Below are 14,928 nucleotides of genomic sequence, written 5' to 3' on the forward strand. Positions count from 1 at the left end.
TGGGCGTCACTTCACTACGGATCGTCCGGCACGTACCTGCCGGTGAAGGAGAGAACAGAACATGGCAACGGTGACCTTCGAGAAGGCCCAGCGCTGGTACCCCGGAGCGGACAAGCCCGCGGTTCCCGGCATCGACCTCGAGATCAAGGACGGCGAGTTCATGGTGCTCGTCGGACCCTCCGGGTGCGGCAAGTCGACCACCCTCCGCATGCTCGCCGGGCTGGAGGAGGTCAACTCCGGCAAGATCTTCATCGGCGACCGCGACATCACGCACATGCCGCCGAAGGACCGGGACATCGCGATGGTGTTCCAGAACTACGCGCTCTACCCGCACATGTCGGTGGCCGACAACATGGCCTTCGCGCTCAAGATGGCCAAGGTCCCCGACGAGGAGCGCAAGAAGCGCGTCGCCGAGGCCGCCCGGATCCTCGGCCTCGAGGAGTACCTCGACCGCAAGCCGAAGGCCCTCTCCGGTGGTCAGCGCCAGCGCGTCGCCATGGGCCGCGCGATCGTGCGCTCGCCGCAGGTGTTCTGCATGGACGAGCCGCTGTCGAACCTCGACGCGAAGATGCGCGTGCAGACCCGCACCGACATCGCCAAGCTCCAGGCCGACCTCGGCGTCACCACCGTCTACGTCACCCACGACCAGGTCGAGGCCATGACGATGGGCGACCGGGTCGCCGTGATGAAGGACGGCTACCTCCAGCAGGTCGACAGCCCGCTGCGCCTCTACGACAAGCCGCAGAACCTGTTCGTCGCCGGCTTCATCGGCTCCCCGCAGATGAACCTCATCGACGCGCACGCCAAGGACGGCAAGGCCCAGATCGGCGAGTACCTCGTGCCCGTCGACGAGACCTCCTCGAAGAAGCTGGGTCCGCAGCACAACAACATCACCGTCGGCGTCCGGCCCGAGGCCTGGCGCATGGTCGGCGAGAGCGAGGGCGGCCTTCCGGTCAAGGTGACCGTGGTCGAGGAGCTCGGCGCCGACGCGTTCGTCTACGGCACCAGCGGCATCGAGGGCACGCCGAGCAACATCATCGTGCGCGTCAGCGACCGCAACGCGGTCCGCAAGGGCGACGTGATCCACGTGACCACCGACCCCCACCACGTGCACGTGTTCGACACCGACACGGGTGAGCGCCTCAGCGACTGACCCCTCCGCCGAGCTGCCACCAGTTTCCGCAACTGGTGGCAGCTCGGCCCCATTTCGGGGGGAACTGCTGGCAGCTCGCGGGGTGGGCGGCGTCAGGCGCGGTCGGCGGTGCGACGGATCGCGTCGACGAACGTCGGGAACAGCGCGGCCGGCATGTCGTGGCCCATGCCGTCGACGAGGAGCAGCTCGGCGTCGGGGATGGCGGCGGCGGTCGCCCGGCCGCCCGAGGCGTGGACCATCTTGTCGTCGACGCCGTGCACGACCAGGGTCGGCACCCGCAGCCCGCGCAGCCGCGGGCCGCGGTTGGGCTGGGTCAGCACCGCCAGCATCTGCCGCATCACGCCCATGCGGCTGACGCCGCGCTCGAAGGTCTCGCGGGCCCGGGCCTCCACCTTCTCGTGGGGCTGCGGGTAGCTCGGCGAGCCGATCAGCCGCCAGAACGCGCTGCTCGTGCGGACGTACTCCTCGACCCCGGGCTTGCGACCCATGACGAGGGAGGGCAGCAGCGACGGGTGCTGCCAGCCGACCGAGCGCTTGCCGGTGGTCGACATGACGCTGGTCAGGGACAGGACCCGGTGCGGCGCGTCGATGGCCATGGTCTGCGCGACCATCCCGCCCATGGAGACGCCCACCACGTGGGCGGCATCGATGCCGAGGTGGTCGAGCAGCGCGAAGCCGTCCTCGGCGAGGTCGTCCATCGTGTACGGCGCCCGCACGGGCCTCCCGGCGAACGCCCGCAGCACCATGCTCCGGGTGACGCGCCCGGGGAGCCGCGAGGACCGCCCGACGTCCCGGTTGTCGTAGCGGATGACGAAGAACCCGGCCGCCGCGAGGAGCCGGCACAGCTCGGGGTCCCACCAGGTCATCGGGCCGCCGAGCCCCATGACGAGGAGCAGCGGGTCGCCGTCGGGGTCGCCGAAGGTCTGGTAGCACAGCTCGACGTCCCGGCTGACGGGGGCGAAGAGCTCCTCCGAGACCGGCACACCGGCCGCGTCGCGCACGCGTGACCTGGGCATCGCTGCGGGTCGGGGGGTGCGGTCGGCCGGCCGGGGGGAGGGAACCATGCCGGCCAGTCAATCGCAACAGGCCGATCCGTTCACCCCGGGGCCGGTCCCGGCACCGCTCGGGGCCACCCGGGGCGGCCGGCGGATTCCGTGGCCGAAGATGCCCAATAGTGGGGGAACTGCGTGACACGGGCCACTTCTCCTCGGATCCGGCGGGTATGAGGCGTACCGTCGGTACTTGTGAGGTCAACCACACTCGCCGCCTTCCTCAGGCCCGACGGCTTCGAGCCGCCGCTGGTCTCGGCCGTGGTGCGCGAGGCGAGCGTGGTCCGCGAGGTGGGCCGCTACGCCCTGCGGTCGGTGGGCGAGCGGCGCAGCCGCCGGGACACGCCGTACGCCGCCCGCACGGCGCCGCGTTCCGGCGACCCGGTGGTTCTCGTGCCCGGCTTCCTCGCCGGTGACGGATCGCTGCGGTGGATGTCGGCGTCGCTGCGCCGGCAGGGACTGCGCACCTACCGCTCCAACATCCACGCCAACATCGGCTGCACCGTCGACGCGGCGGCGCTGCTCGAGGCCCGGCTGGAGTCGATCGCCTCGCGGCGCGGGTCGCGGGTGCAGGTCGTCGGCCACAGCCTCGGCGGCATGCTCGCCCGCGGGGTGGCGGCGCGCCGTCCCGACCTGGTCTCCGGGATCGTCACGCTGGGCAGCCCGATGCTGGCCCCCGCCGCCCACCACATCTCGCTCGCGGCCAGCGTCGAGATGCTCGTTCGGCTGTCCCGGGTCGGTGTGCCCGGCCTGATGTCGGACGACTGCGTCGGCGGCGACTGCGCCCGGCGCAGCTTCGACGACAGCCGGCTGCCGATCCCGGCCGACGTGGCGTTCACCGCGATCTACTCGCGGCGCGACGGCATCGTCGACTGGCGGGCCTGCATCGACCCGCAGGCGCGGGCCGTCGAGGTGACCACCTCCCACGTCGGGATGGCGGTCGACCCCGACGTGATCGACCGGGTGGTGGCGGCGCTGACCGCCGGCCGGTCAGCTCTCGAAGTCGATCGCGGCGAAATCGCGTAGCTTCTGGAGCTGGTGCTCGGACCGGATCGAGCGGATCGTGCCGCTGCGCGAGCGCATGACCAGCGAGTGCGTGGTGCAGCCGCCGGCGCGGTAGCGCACGCCCTGCATCAGCTCGCCGTCGGTGATGCCGGTGGCGACGAAGAAGCAGTCGTCGCCGGTGACCAGGTCGTCGGTCGACAGCACGAAGTCGTCGTCGAGGTTGTGCCCGGCGTCGAGGGCCTTCTGCCGCTCGTCGTCGTCGCGCGGCCACAGCTGGCCCTGGATCACGCCGCCGGTGGCCTTCATCGCGCAGGCGGCGATGATGCCCTCGGGGGTGCCGCCGATGCCGAGGAGCAGGTCGATGCCGGTCTCGGGGCGGGCCGCCATGATCGCGCCGGCCACGTCGCCGTCGGTGATGAACTTGATGCGCGCGCCGGTCGAGCGGATCTCGTCCACCAGCTCGCGGTGGCGCGGGCGGTCGAGGAGCACGACCGTGACGTCGGCCGGCTTGGAGCCCTTGGCCTTGGCGACCCGGTGGATGTTCTCCGTGACCGGGAGGCGGATGTCGACGACGTCGGCTGCCTCGGGGCCGGCGGCCAGCTTGCGCATGTAGAAGACGGCGGACGGGTCGTACATCGAGCCGCGCGGGGCGACCGCGAGCACCGAGATGGCGTTGCTCATGCCCTTGGCGGTCAGGGTGGTGCCGTCGATCGGGTCGACGGCGACGTCGCACTCGGCGCCGGTCCCGTCGCCCACGCGCTCGCCGTTGTAGAGCATGGGCGCGTTGTCCTTCTCGCCCTCGCCGATCACCACGGTGCCGTTCATGCCGATGCTGGAGATCATCACGCGCATCGCGTTCACCGCGACGTCGTCGGCGCCGTTCTTGTCGCCGCGGCCGACCCAGCGGCCGGCCGCCATGGCCGCGGCCTCGGTGACACGGACCAGCTCCAGTGCGAGGTTGCGGTCCGGGCGGTCCGGGCGGGTCGGCGTCCGGGTCTCGGTGGTGGGATCGGCGGCGGTCGTCGGCGCATCGCTCATGCCGGGATCGTAGCGCCAGTGACGCCGGTCACTCGGGGCCGTGCTCGTACGCAGCCACCGCCGTCTCCTTCACCGAGACCCAGACCTCGCGACCCGGCGCCAGGCCGAGCTCCACGGTCGCCGCCGGGGTGACGTCGGCAATCAGCTCCCGCTCGCCGCGCACGAGGAGGCGTACGGCGTCCCCGTGGGGCACGGCGGACGCCACTGTTCCGTGCCACCGGTGCCGTGCCGAGCCGGCCGGCACGTCGAGCGAGACCGTGACCGCGCTGGGGCTGAAGGACCGGAACCGGTCGCCCTCGCGGATGACGTTGAGGCCGACCAGCCGGGCGACGTGCTCGGTCCGCGGCTGCGCGGAGACCTGCTGCGGCGTGCCGACCTGGGCGACGACGCCCTCGTCGAGCACCAGCACCCGGTCGGCGAGGGTGAGCGCGTCGATTGCGTTGTGGGTGACCAGCAGCGCGACGCCGTCGTACGCCGCGAGGTGGCGGGCGAGCTCGATCCGCAGCGCGGTCGCCACCCCCACGTCGAGGCCGGTCAGGGGCTCGTCGAGCAGCAGCATCCGGGGCTCCACGGCGAGGGCCCTGGCGAGCGCGACCCGCTGGGCCTGGCCGCCGGACAGCTCGCGGGGGCGGCGGCCGGCGAGGTCGCCGATGCCGAACCGGTCGAGCCACTCCTGGGCGCGCCGGTCGGCCTCGCCCCGCCGGACTCCGGCGGCCCGGGGACCGAAGGCGACGTTGTCGAGCGCCGAGAGGTGGGGGAAGAGCAGCTGCCCCTGGAAGACCATGCCGACGGACCGCTCGCGGACCGGCAGGTCCAGCAGGTCGGCGCCGTCGAGCCGCGCGTGCCCCCGGGCGGGCACCAGGCCGGCGAGGGCGCGCAGCAGCGAGGACTTCCCGGCGCCGTTGGGCCCGATGACCGCCACGACCTCGCCGGCCGCGGCGGTCAGCTCCGCCTCCACCCGGCCGGGGACGGTGACCTGCAGCTCGAGGACGGTCACGGGACCCCCAGCCAGCGGTCGCGCAGCGCCACGAGGACGCCGACGGAGACGAGCAGCATCACCAGGCTCAGCGTGAGCGCCGCGTCAGGGTCGCTCTGCCGCGCCTCGTAGATGAGGGTCGGCATGATCTGGGTGCGGCCGGGGTAGTTGCCGGCGAACGTGATGGTGGCCCCGAACTCGCCCAGCGACCGGGCCCAGCCCAGCACCATCCCGGCGAGGATGCCCGGCAAGGCGAGCGGCACGGTCACGCGGCGGAAGGTGTACCACCGGCCCGCCCCGAGCGTCGCGGCCGCCGCGTCGAAGTCGGGGTCGGCGGAGCGGAGCGCGCCCTCGATCGCGATGACCACGAACGGCAGCGAGACGAACACGTGCGCCAGCACCACGCCGTACGGCGTGAACGGGAACGCGAACCCGGTGACCTCGAGCAGCGGCTCGCCGAGCGTGCCGGTGCGGCCGAACGCCGTGCGCAGCGCCACGCCCGCCACCACCGGCGGCAGCACCAGTGGCACGGTGACCAGCGCCCGGACCAGCGAGCGGCCGGGGAACGGCACCCGCGCCAGCAGCCATGCCAGCGGCAGCCCCAGCACGAGGCAGACCACCATGGTCGCGGTGGACGTGGTCAGGGAGAGCCACAGCGCCTGCCGCAGCGGCTCGGAGGCGAGCTCGGCCGGCAGCTGCCGCCAGTCCGTCGCCGCGACCATCGTGAGCAGCGGGACGACGAGCAGCAGCGTTGCCATGGCTGCCGGGACGACGAGCAGGACGGGCGGCCGGCCGAGGTGGTCGGCGGTGGTGGCGGTCCGGCTCACGGGACCGTGAACCCGGCGTCGCGGAGCACCTGCCGGCCCTGGTCGGAGGTGACGAGCTCGACCCAGTCGTCGGCGAGCTCCGCGTCCTCGGCCTGGACGAGCGGTGCGAGGTGGTAGCTCGCCGGGACCGCTTCGGCGCCGGCGACGGGCACGGTCGCCACGTCCGCGCCGGCCGCCACCGCGTCGCTGGCGTAGACGAGGCCGGCGTCCGCCTCGCCGGAGACGACCTTCTCCAGGGTCGCCCGCACGTCGACCTCGAGGCTGGCCGGCCGTGCCTCCACACCGGCGCCCTCCAGCAGCGAGAGCGCCACCCGTCCGCAGGGCACGTCGTCGGCGCAGCGCACCCAGGTCACGCCGTCGAGGTCGGCGAGGCCCTCCAGGCCCGCCGGGTTGCCGGGCGCGGTGACGAGGACGAGGACGTTGGTGGCGAAGGTGACCGGGTCGGCCGCGGTCGAGCCGGCGTCGACGGCGAGGCGGACGGAGGCGGCGTCGGCGGTGGCGAGGACGTCGCCCGGGGCGCCGTCGGCGGCGTTCTCGGCGAGGTCCGTGCTCGAGCCGAGCACGAGCTCGACCTCCGTCCCGGGGTGGGCGGCCTCGAAGTCCTCGGCGAGCTCGGAGAACACGTCGGTGAGCGACGCCGCGGCCAGCACCGTCAGCGTGTCCTCCCCGTCGGCGGCGCAGCCCGCGAGCGCGACGGGCAGCAGCGTCGCGAGCAGCAGTGCTGGGAGGGCGGGCCGCGTCCTCACGGCCGCTCCACGACGACGTTCGTGGACTTCACCGACGCGATCGCCCGGACCCCGGGCTCGAGGCCGAGCTCCGTCGCCGCCTCGGTGCTCATCAGCGAGACCAACCGGTAGGGGCCGCAGATCATCTCCACCTGCGCCATCACCGTGTCCTTGACGACGCGGGTGACGATCCCGGCCAGCCGGTTGCGGGCGCTGACGGCCGACGCCCGGGTCTGCTCCCGGTCGGGGTGATCGGCCAGCTCCTCGGCCAGCGCCGCGACGTGGGCGCCCTCGACCGTGGTCCGGCCGCCGTCCTGCCGGGCGGGCAGCCGGCCGGCGTCAACCCAGCGGCGCACGGTGTCGTCGCTGACGCCGAGGACCTCGGCCACCTCCGCAACTCGGTACGTCGTCACGCTTCCATTGTGCCGCACCTGCGGCTGGAATGGCCGACATCGGTCCGCACTTGCGGTGTCTCGTGCTGACCCTTCCGGGTCGCGACACGCGCGCTGTGCGCGCTGCTCGACCACCGGGGGAGAGGGACAGCGTCGGGAGGGTCCGGGCGGGGCGGCTGGGGCTGCCTGTGAGGATGGGCCCCGTGAGTGAGCAGCCCGGGCGCTACCGCCGGTCCACCTCCGGCCTGATCGGCGCCATCCTGATCACGCTGCTGGTGATCGGCGCGTTCGTGACCCTGCGCGCGCTGTTCCGCAGCGAGCTCGAGGTCGAGCCGGAGCCGGTCGACTACCTCTCGGCGGTCGGCTTCGCGCAGCGCGAGGGGTTCGAGCTCGTCTACCCGCCGGAGCTGCCGGAGGGGTGGATCGCCACCAGCGTCGACCTCACCCAGGGCGAGCCGCCCGCCTGGCGGATCGGGATGCTGACCGACGACGAGCGGTTCGTCGGCGTCCGGCAGGAGGCCAACGACCTCGACGACATGCTCGACACCTACGTCGACGAGGACGTCGACGAGGTCGAACCGCGTCGCCTCGACAGCGAGATCGCCACCGAGTGGCGGGCCTTCGAGGACGAGGGCGGCGATCTGGCGCTGGCCGCCGAGCTCGACGAGGACACGGTCGTCCTCGTCTACGGCTCGGCCCCCGAGGCGGACGTCGTCGCGCTCGCGGAGCTGCTGACCGCCGAGGCCCTCGAGGGCCAGGACGCCACCGCCCCCTGACCCGCCCGGGTCTCGACAGGCTCGACCACCGGCCAGGCGGTCAGCGTTCAGGAGTGGGTGTCCTCGTCCCCGTCCGCCTGCATCGCGGCGTCGAGGCGCTTGCGGGCGCCGTCGAGCCAGGCCTGGCAGATGCGGGCGAGCTCCTCGCCCCGCTCCCACAGCGCCAGTGACTCCTCGAGGGTGGTGCCGCCGGCCTCGAGGCGGCGCACCACGTCGACGAGCTCCTCGCGGGCGGCCTCGTAGGCGAGCGCCGGGGCGCCGGACTCGCCGCCGGACTCGCCGCCGGACTCGCCGCCCGACTCGCCGCCCGACTCGCTGGGCTGCTGGGCTGCCTTCTTCTCAGGCATCGCTCTCCTCGCTGGTGGTCTGGCTGGCGGGGTCCGGGTCGGGCTCGACCCCGGTGGTGGTGGCGTGGATCCGGCCGTCGGCGACCCGGACCGAGACCGCGGCCCCGGTGTCGGCGCCGGCGACGGAGGAGACGACGTGGCCGGCGGCGTCCTGGAGCACGGCGTACCCGCGCTGGAGGGTGGCCAGCGGCGAGAGCGCGCGGGCGCGGGCGCGCTGGTGGACCAGGTCGTCGCCGGCCCGGTCGAGCCGGTGGGACAGGCTGCGCCGGGCCCGGTCGAGCAGCGCCGCGACCTCGTCGGTGCGGGCGTCGACCAGCGAGCGCGGGTCGGCCAGCGCGGGGCGGGAGCGCAGCGCGTCGAGCCCGGCCTGCTCGCGGGCGACCAGCGCGGCCACGGCTCCCCGGAGCCTGTCGCGGGCAGTCGTCACGCCGCGCAGCTCCTCGACCACGTCGGGCACGACCAGCTTGGCGGCGTCGGTGGGGGTCGAGGCGCGGACGTCGGCGACCAGGTCGAGCAGCGGCTGGTCGGGCTCGTGGCCGATCGCCGAGACCACCGGGGTGCGGGCCTTGTGGACCACCCGGATCAGTCCCTCGTCCGAGAAGGGCAGTAGGTCCTCGACCGAGCCGCCGCCACGGGCGATGACGATGACGTCGACGTCGGGGCGCCGGTCGAGCCGCTCGACCGCCTCGATGACCTCGGCCGAGGCGCGGGGCCCCTGCATGGCGGCGTACGCGACCTCGAAGGCGACCGCCGGCCAGCGGCGGCGGGCGTTCTCCAGGACGTCGCGCTCGGCGGCCGAGCCGGGCGCGGTCACCAGGCCGACCCGGCCGGGCAGGAACGGCAGTGTTCGCTTCAGCTCCTGGGCGAAGAGCCCCTCCGCGGCGAGCAGCTGGCGGCGCCGCTCGAGCCGGGCGAGCAGCTCGCCGAGGCCGACCATCCGGATGTCGCGGGCGTAGAGCGAGAGCGTCCCGCGGTTGGCGTAGAACGACGGCTTGGCGTGGACCACGACGCTCGCGCCCTCCACGAGCGGCGGGTTGAGCCCGTCGAAGAGGGTGCGCGAGCAGGTGACGGTGATCGAGATGTCGGCGACCGCGTCGCGCAGCGTCATGAAGACGGTGTTCATCCCCGGCCGGCGGTTGACCTGCGCCACCTGCCCCTCGACCCACACCGCGCCCAGCCGGTCGACCCAGCCCGCGATCGCGTTGGCGATCTGCCGGACCGGGGCCGGCGACTCGGGTGAGGTCTCCAGGGCCATGGCGGCGAGCGTAGAGGAGGGGTACGACGGTTCGGCCGACCCACCGTCGCCCCACTACAGTGGCGCCCATGACGACCGACCTCGGCACCCCGCGGATCCTGCCTCCGGACGAGGCCGAGCGGGCCGTCCTGCTGGCGGCCCCGCGCGGCTACTGCGCCGGCGTCGACCGGGCCGTCGTGACGGTGGAGAAGGCCCTCGACCTGTACGGCGCCCCCGTCTACGTCCGCAAGCAGATCGTCCACAACAAGCACGTCGTGTCCACGCTCGAGGAGCGCGGCGCGATCTTCGTGGAGGAGCTCGACGAGGTGCCCCAGGGTGCCACCGTCGTGTTCTCGGCGCACGGCGTCTCGCCGGAGGTCCACCGGCAGGCCGAGGAGCGCTCGCTCAAGACCATCGACGCGACCTGCCCGCTGGTCACCAAGGTGCACCACGAGGCGAAGCGCTTCGCCAACGAGGACTACGACATCCTGCTGATCGGCCACGAGGGCCACGAGGAGGTCGAGGGCACCGCCGGCGAGGCCCCCGAGCACATCCAGCTCGTGCAGAGCCCGGCCGACGTGCCGAACATCGTCGTCCGCGACCCCAACAAGGTCGCCTGGCTCTCGCAGACCACGCTGTCGGTCGACGAGACCCTCGAGACGGTCGCCGCGATCCGCGAGCGCTTCCCGCAGCTGCTCGACCCGCCGAGCGACGACATCTGCTACGCCACCCAGAACCGCCAGCTGGCGATCAAGGAGATCGCCCGCGACGCGGACCTGGTGATCGTGGTCGGCTCCGGGAACTCGTCCAACTCCGTGCGCCTGGTCGAGGTCGCCCTCGAGGCCGGCGCCCGGTCGGCGTACCGCGTCGACGACGCCTCCGAGATCGACGAGGCATGGCTCGACGGCGTCCGGACCGTGAGCGTCACCTCCGGGGCCAGCGTCCCAGAGGAGCTCGTCCAGGGCGTGCTGGCCTTCCTCGCCGAGCGGGGCTACCCCGACGCGCAGGCGGTCCACAGCGCCGAGGAGTCGCTGATCTTCGCGCTCCCCAAGGAGCTGCGCCGGGACCTCAAGGCCGCCGCCCAGGCGCAGGCCTGAGCGACGCGAGGGGGACGGAAGCATGGCGAGGTACGTCGACCTCCACCCGGACAACCCGCAGCCCCGCCGGGTGGCGCAGGTCGTGGAGGCGCTGCGCGAGGACGCGTTGGTCGCCTACCCGACCGACTCCGGCTACGCGCTGGGCTGCCGGATCGGCAACCGCGACGGCCGCGACCGGATCCTGCGGATCCGCGACCTCGACGAGCGGCACCACTTCACGCTGGTCTGCCGCGACTTCGCCCAGCTGGGCCAGCTCGTGCACGTCGACAACGCCGCCTTCCGGGCGATCAAGGCGGCCACCCCGGGGCCGTACACGTTCGTGCTGCCCGGCACCCCCGAGGTGCCGCGGCGGCTGCTGCACCCGAAGAAGCGGACCGTGGGGGTGCGGATCCCCGACCACCCGGTCGTGCAGGCGCTGCTCGAGGAGCTCGGCGAGCCGCTGCTGAGCAGCACCCTGATCCTCCCCGGTGAGGAGGAGGCGCGGACCTCCGGCTGGGAGATCAAGGAGGAGCTCGACCACCAGGTCGACATCGTGGTCGAGTCCGGCGACACCACGGCCACGCCGACCACGGTCGTCGACTGGTCGGAGGGCTACCCCGAGGTGCTGCGGCGCGGCGCCGGGGACCCCGACCGGTTCGAGGCCTGACCAGGGTCGCTCAGCCCGTCTCGGCCCTGAGGACCACTCCGTCCCCGATCCGCTGGGACCCGCGCTGCCAGCCGTGGCTGTAGCCGAGCTCCACGTCGCGGATGGCGAGGCGGCCCGGGCCGTCGAGACGGATCCCCATCACGAGCTGCTGCAGCGGCTCGGCGTCGAGGTCGAGCGTGGCGCCCTCGGCCGGGACCAGCGATGCACACATGCTGCGCAGGTCAGGCTCCCTGACGGAGCCGATGTCCGCTCCCGCGTCCCCGGCGAGGTGGCAGACCTGGAAGGTGATCTCGGCGCCCGCCGTGTTGTCGAGGACGTCGGCCCGGACGGAGTGGATGCGGACGAGACCGCGGGCGCCGTCAGCGCGGGGGGACACGCCGATGTGGACCCACTCGTCCGCCGGCCAGGTGTCCTCGATGCCCACACCGTCGTAGCCGACGAACGCCTCCGGGTGGCGCCACTCCCAGCCGACCCGGGCGAGGCCGGCGACCACCAGCACGCCGACGACTGCCGCGACCACCCCCGGTGAGCGCAGCCGGCTGCGGGGCCGCGAGTCGTGGGACGGGGGCGCGGTGTCCGAGATCACCGGGGGAGTCTGCCACCACCGGCAGGGCGGAGAGGGGTGGCGCGCCTCAGCGTGCGGCGGCGACCCGCTGCCGGGTCGCCAGGCAGGCCAGGCACAGCACGTAGCCGGTGACCAGCGCGCCGGCGTGGTGCGACAGCCCGGACACGACCGCCTGCACGGCGCCGTCCTCGGGGTGGGCGATCAGCTCGGGGCGGGTCATGCCGAGCAGGGTGAAGACGCCGACCATCAGCAGCGGCGGCAGCACGCCCACCGTGAAGAAGTCGGTGGGCCGCACCAGCAGCGCGAGCAGCACGCACAGCGCGACGAAGCAGACGTCGAACAGCAGGCTGATCCGGCCGACCAGCGCCTGGTCGACGACGGCCGCGGTGAGGGCGAGCGCGGACCCGAGCGCGACGACCTGGTGGCCGGGCTCGCGTCCCTCCTCCCAGAGGGTCCTCGCGTGCGTCACGGGACTCACGGAGGTCACGGTAGGGGGCGGTCAGTCGCCTCCGGAGGCGACGCGCCGCAGCTCGCGCCTCGGCTCGTCGGTGCCATCCGCCACGGAGTGGGCCGGCAGCGTCGACTGGCTCGTGGGGGCGACCGTGCGGGCGGCGCTCTCGACCTGGCGCGGCGAGCCAAGCTCGTCGTCGGCCACGGAGAGCTCGGTGAAGCGTCGCGCCGCGACCAGCACGCGCGACTCCAGCGAGCCGACCGCGGTGTTGTAGTGGCCGACCGCGGCGTTCAGGGAGCGGCCGAGCTGGTCGAGGTGGCCGTTGAGGGTGCCGAGCCGGTCGTGGAGGTCGCGGCCGAGGCGGTGGATCTCGCGGGCACGGTCGGCGAGCGCCTCGTGGCTCCAGCCCTGCGCGACGGTGCGCAGCAGCGCGATGAGGGTGGTCGGGCTGGCCAGCACCACCTGCCGGGACGCGGCGTGCTCGATGAGGCCGGGGTCGGCCTCGAGCGCCGCCGCCAGGAACGACTCGGCCGGCACGAACAGCACGACGAACTCCGGGGTGTGCGCGAGCGCCCGCCAGTACTGCTTGGAGGACAGCTGGTCGACGTGCTGGCGGACCTGCCGGGCGTGGCGCTGCAACGCGTCGGCGCGGGCCGCCCCGTCGTCCGGGCCGTCGTCGGTCGAGGTCGCGTCGAGGTAGGCGTCGAGCGGCACCTTGGCGTCGATGACGAGCTGCCGGTCGCCGACCAGGTGGACCACCAGGTCGGGCCGCAGCGCGCCGTCCTCGAGCCGCACCTGCTCGCTGAAGTCGCACCGGTCGACCAGCCCCGCGAGCTCGACGGCCCGGCGCAGGTGGAGCTCGCCCCAGCGGCCGCGCACCTGCGGCCGGCGCAGCGCGGTGGACAGCGAGCGGGTCTCCCGCTGCAGGTCGGAGACGTGCTGGTGGAACTGGCCCTGCCAGGCCGCGCGGTGGCGGTCGAGCTCGTGGACCTGGTCGCTGAGCCGGTCGAGCCCCTGCATCACCTCGGCCTGGTCGACCATCCCGGCAGCCACCGACGGCCGCGAGCGCGCCCAGAGCAGGCCGATCGCCGCGCCGAGCGCGAGCCCGACGAGGAGGATGAGCAGGGCCCCGAAGAGAGTGGTCGTCTCCATGGCGTGAAGCGTGCCGCACGCCACCGACACTCCGTGCGTCCGCCTGGCCGAATGCCCGTCCGCCGGCCCGGCCGGGGGGAGGATCCGGCACAATCCGGCCGGTGGACACACGGCGTGCCGCCTCGGGCGGGGGATCGGGCGGGAGACGTGCCCGCGCCGTGCGCGAGACGTCGCTGCTCGGCGCCGGCTCGGTCGCCAGCGGCCTGCTCGCCTACGTCTTCTTCGCGCTGGTCACCCGCGCGCTCGGCGCCGAGGCCGCCGCCCCGGTCTCGGTGCTGTGGGCCTGGTGGGGCTTCGCCGGGGCCGCGCTGACCTTCCCGATCCAGCACTGGATCGCCCGCACCGTCGCGGTCCACGCCGGCGACGAGGGCGCGGTTCGCCGCGGGGCGGGCCGGCTCGCGGCCACGGTCGCGGCGGTGGCCGTCGTCGCCGGGCTGGTCTCGTGGCTGCTGCGGGACCTGCTGTTCCGGCAGGACGGCGTGCTGTTCCCGCTCATGGTGGCCGCCGTGGCGGTCGGCTCGGCCCTGCTCGGGCTGGTCCGCGGCACGCTCACCGCCCGCCGCCGGTTCGCGCTCGTCGGTGTCGGGCTGGCGGCGGAGAACGCGTTGCGTTGCGTCGGGGCCGCGGTGCTGCTGGCGGCCGGGGTCGAGGACCCCGCGGCGTACGGCGCGTGCCTGGTGCTCGGCTACGTCACCGCGGCGCTGTGGCCGGGTGCGTTCCGGCTCCGCAGCGACGCGGCGGCACCGCCGGCCGCAGGCGGCTCGCTCGGCTTCGTCGGCGGCGTCGCCTCCGGGCAGCTGGTGTCGCAGACCGTGTTGACCGGGGGACCGGTGGTGCTGGCGCTCGCGGGCGGCCGCGCCGCCGACGTGACGGCGCTCTTCGCGGCGCTCGCACTGTTCCGAGCGCCCTACACGTTCTCGCTCGGCCTGGTCGGGCCGCTCACCGTGCGGCTGTCGAACCTCGTCGCGGCCGGCGAGTGGGCACGGCTCGCCCGCGCCCGCCTCATGGCCGTGGCGGCGACCCTGGGGGCGGCCGCGGTCGCCGCGCCGGTCGGGTTCTGGCTGGGGCCGCCGCTGATGGCGCTGGTGTTCGGGTCCGACGTCCGGCTCGACGGCACGCTCACCCTGCTGGTGGCCGTCGGCAGCGCAGCCGCGCTGGGCAACCTCGTCGTGACCGTGGCGCTGATCGCCCGCGGCAGCACGGCGGTGCTGCTGCGCGCCTGGCTGGGCGCCGTCGCCGTCGGCGCTGCCCTCTTCGCCGTCTGGGGCGTCGACGCGACCGAGCGGACCTGCTGGACGTTCCTGGTGGTCGAGGTGACGGCGTTCGTGCTCCTCGTCCTCGCCGACCGGTGGGCCGACCGGCGGGACTGCTAGCTGTGATGCCCAGCCAGGTTGTCCAACCTGGCGATGGGTGAGCGCTTCCCGATGGCCGAGTGGGGCCGGTGGTGGTTGTACTCGTGGATCCATGCTGGCAGGGCCGCGAGCCTGGCTGCCTC

Annotated in this window: 17 protein-coding genes and 1 pseudogene; 6 read left to right on the forward strand and 12 right to left on the reverse strand. The window is 74.0% G+C overall.

Features of this window, described 5'->3' with window-relative positions; translation table 11 throughout:
• Positions 1-61 precede the first annotated feature (61 nt).
• Positions 62-1,153 (forward strand): ABC transporter ATP-binding protein, encoded by a 1,092-nt coding sequence (locus tag ACFP2E_RS06260; protein WP_378522531.1) that lies wholly within the window; start codon positions 62-64, stop codon positions 1,151-1,153.
• 92 nt (positions 1,154-1,245) lie between these two features.
• Here the strand turns inward: ACFP2E_RS06260 and ACFP2E_RS06265 are convergent, their stop codons facing one another.
• A complete protein-coding gene (locus ACFP2E_RS06265; RefSeq protein ID WP_378522530.1) occupies positions 1,246-2,217 on the reverse strand; it encodes an alpha/beta fold hydrolase in 972 nt (323 codons plus the stop codon).
• Positions 2,218-2,397: 180 nt separating this feature from the next.
• Here ACFP2E_RS06265 and ACFP2E_RS06270 point away from each other — a divergent pair, with 180 nt between their 5' ends.
• Positions 2,398-3,228 carry an esterase/lipase family protein gene (locus tag ACFP2E_RS06270; protein ID WP_378522529.1) on the forward strand — a complete coding sequence of 277 codons (831 nt, stop codon included), beginning with the start codon at positions 2,398-2,400 and terminating at the stop codon, positions 3,226-3,228.
• On the opposite strand, the gene glpX is transcribed toward ACFP2E_RS06270, so the two are convergent.
• Genes glpX through ACFP2E_RS06295 form a run of 5 tightly spaced genes read right to left on the reverse strand, consistent with a single transcriptional unit; the run spans position 3,193 to position 7,186 of the window.
• Positions 3,193-4,245 carry a class II fructose-bisphosphatase gene (gene glpX, locus ACFP2E_RS06275; protein WP_378522527.1) on the reverse strand — a complete coding sequence of 351 codons (1,053 nt, stop codon included), beginning with the start codon at positions 4,243-4,245 and terminating at the stop codon, positions 3,193-3,195. The genes ACFP2E_RS06270 and glpX overlap by 36 nt on opposite strands.
• A gap of 28 nt (positions 4,246-4,273) precedes the next feature.
• Positions 4,274-5,242, reverse strand: a complete 969-nt coding sequence (locus ACFP2E_RS06280) for an ABC transporter ATP-binding protein (protein WP_378522526.1) — start codon at positions 5,240-5,242, stop codon at positions 4,274-4,276.
• Complete coding sequence (locus ACFP2E_RS06285) at positions 5,239-6,048, reverse strand: ABC transporter permease (RefSeq protein ID WP_378522525.1); 810 nt, start codon at positions 6,046-6,048, stop codon at positions 5,239-5,241. Before ACFP2E_RS06285 ends, ACFP2E_RS06280 begins: the two co-directional genes overlap by 4 nt.
• Complete coding sequence (gene modA / locus ACFP2E_RS06290; RefSeq protein WP_378522524.1) at positions 6,045-6,794, reverse strand: molybdate ABC transporter substrate-binding protein; 750 nt, start codon at positions 6,792-6,794, stop codon at positions 6,045-6,047. The genes ACFP2E_RS06285 and modA overlap by 4 nt, the downstream gene beginning before the upstream one ends.
• On the reverse strand, positions 6,791-7,186 hold the full coding sequence (locus tag ACFP2E_RS06295; RefSeq protein ID WP_378522523.1) for a molybdopterin-binding protein: 396 nt from the start codon (positions 7,184-7,186) through the stop codon (positions 6,791-6,793). Before ACFP2E_RS06295 ends, modA begins: the two co-directional genes overlap by 4 nt.
• Before the next feature lie 182 nt (positions 7,187-7,368).
• Between ACFP2E_RS06295 and ACFP2E_RS06300 the strand changes: the two genes are divergently transcribed.
• Positions 7,369-7,941 (forward strand): DUF4245 domain-containing protein, encoded by a 573-nt coding sequence (locus tag ACFP2E_RS06300; protein ID WP_378522522.1) that lies wholly within the window; start codon positions 7,369-7,371, stop codon positions 7,939-7,941.
• 47 nt (positions 7,942-7,988) lie between these two features.
• Here the strand turns inward: ACFP2E_RS06300 and ACFP2E_RS06305 are convergent.
• Both ACFP2E_RS06305 and xseA read right to left on the reverse strand, forming a co-directional pair.
• Positions 7,989-8,192: pseudogene (locus tag ACFP2E_RS06305) on the reverse strand (exodeoxyribonuclease VII small subunit); the annotation flags it as partial.
• An 88-nt stretch (positions 8,193-8,280) separates the two neighbouring features.
• Entirely contained in the window at positions 8,281-9,543 is a 1,263-nt protein-coding gene (gene xseA / locus ACFP2E_RS06310) for an exodeoxyribonuclease VII large subunit (RefSeq protein ID WP_378522521.1), read from the reverse strand.
• Between the two features lie 68 nt (positions 9,544-9,611).
• Between xseA and ACFP2E_RS06315 the strand changes: the two genes are divergently transcribed.
• Together ACFP2E_RS06315 and ACFP2E_RS06320 are read left to right on the forward strand one after the other, a co-directional pair.
• A complete protein-coding gene (locus tag ACFP2E_RS06315) occupies positions 9,612-10,619 on the forward strand; it encodes a 4-hydroxy-3-methylbut-2-enyl diphosphate reductase (protein WP_378522520.1) in 1,008 nt (335 codons plus the stop codon).
• 22 nt (positions 10,620-10,641) lie between these two features.
• Complete coding sequence (locus ACFP2E_RS06320) at positions 10,642-11,265, forward strand: L-threonylcarbamoyladenylate synthase (RefSeq protein ID WP_378522519.1); 624 nt, start codon at positions 10,642-10,644, stop codon at positions 11,263-11,265.
• 10 nt (positions 11,266-11,275) lie between these two features.
• On the opposite strand, the gene ACFP2E_RS06325 is transcribed toward ACFP2E_RS06320, so the two are convergent.
• Genes ACFP2E_RS06325 through ACFP2E_RS06335 form a run of 3 tightly spaced genes read right to left on the reverse strand, consistent with a single transcriptional unit; the run spans position 11,276 to position 13,433 of the window.
• The gene (locus ACFP2E_RS06325; RefSeq protein ID WP_378522518.1) at positions 11,276-11,851 is read right to left on the reverse strand and encodes a hypothetical protein; all 576 of its coding nucleotides are present in this window, start codon (positions 11,849-11,851) and stop codon (positions 11,276-11,278) included.
• Positions 11,852-11,897: 46 nt separating this feature from the next.
• On the reverse strand, positions 11,898-12,308 hold the full coding sequence (locus ACFP2E_RS06330; protein WP_378522517.1) for a DUF6542 domain-containing protein: 411 nt from the start codon (positions 12,306-12,308) through the stop codon (positions 11,898-11,900).
• Positions 12,309-12,329: 21 nt separating this feature from the next.
• The gene (locus ACFP2E_RS06335) at positions 12,330-13,433 is read right to left on the reverse strand and encodes a DNA recombination protein RmuC (protein ID WP_378522516.1); all 1,104 of its coding nucleotides are present in this window, start codon (positions 13,431-13,433) and stop codon (positions 12,330-12,332) included.
• A gap of 101 nt (positions 13,434-13,534) precedes the next feature.
• Between ACFP2E_RS06335 and ACFP2E_RS06340 the strand changes: the two genes are divergently transcribed.
• Entirely contained in the window at positions 13,535-14,806 is a 1,272-nt protein-coding gene (locus tag ACFP2E_RS06340) for a lipopolysaccharide biosynthesis protein (RefSeq protein WP_378522515.1), read from the forward strand.
• Here the strand turns inward: ACFP2E_RS06340 and ACFP2E_RS06345 are convergent.
• On the reverse strand, positions 14,803-14,928 hold a 126-nt coding region (locus ACFP2E_RS06345; RefSeq protein WP_378522057.1), incomplete at its 5' end, for an integrase core domain-containing protein. The two genes, ACFP2E_RS06340 and ACFP2E_RS06345, sit on opposite strands and share 4 nt — an antisense overlap.

The sequence above is a fragment of the Nocardioides sp. GCM10027114 genome, assembly GCF_042659625.1.
Taxonomy (GTDB): Bacteria; Actinomycetota; Actinomycetes; order Propionibacteriales; family Nocardioidaceae; genus Nocardioides.

Coding starts and splice junctions, on each gene's coding strand:
- ACFP2E_RS06260 (WP_378522531.1), top strand. CDS start 62: ATGGCAACGGTGACCTTCGAGAAGGCCCAGCGCTGGTACCCCGGAGCG.
- ACFP2E_RS06265 (WP_378522530.1), bottom strand. CDS start 2,217: ATGGTTCCCTCCCCCCGGCCGGCCGACCGCACCCCCCGACCCGCAGCG.
- glpX (WP_378522527.1), bottom strand. CDS start 4,245: ATGAGCGATGCGCCGACGACCGCCGCCGATCCCACCACCGAGACCCGG.
- xseA (WP_378522521.1), bottom strand. CDS start 9,543: ATGGCCCTGGAGACCTCACCCGAGTCGCCGGCCCCGGTCCGGCAGATC.
- ACFP2E_RS06315 (WP_378522520.1), top strand. CDS start 9,612: ATGACGACCGACCTCGGCACCCCGCGGATCCTGCCTCCGGACGAGGCC.
- ACFP2E_RS06320 (WP_378522519.1), top strand. CDS start 10,642: ATGGCGAGGTACGTCGACCTCCACCCGGACAACCCGCAGCCCCGCCGG.
- ACFP2E_RS06335 (WP_378522516.1), bottom strand. CDS start 13,433: ATGGAGACGACCACTCTCTTCGGGGCCCTGCTCATCCTCCTCGTCGGG.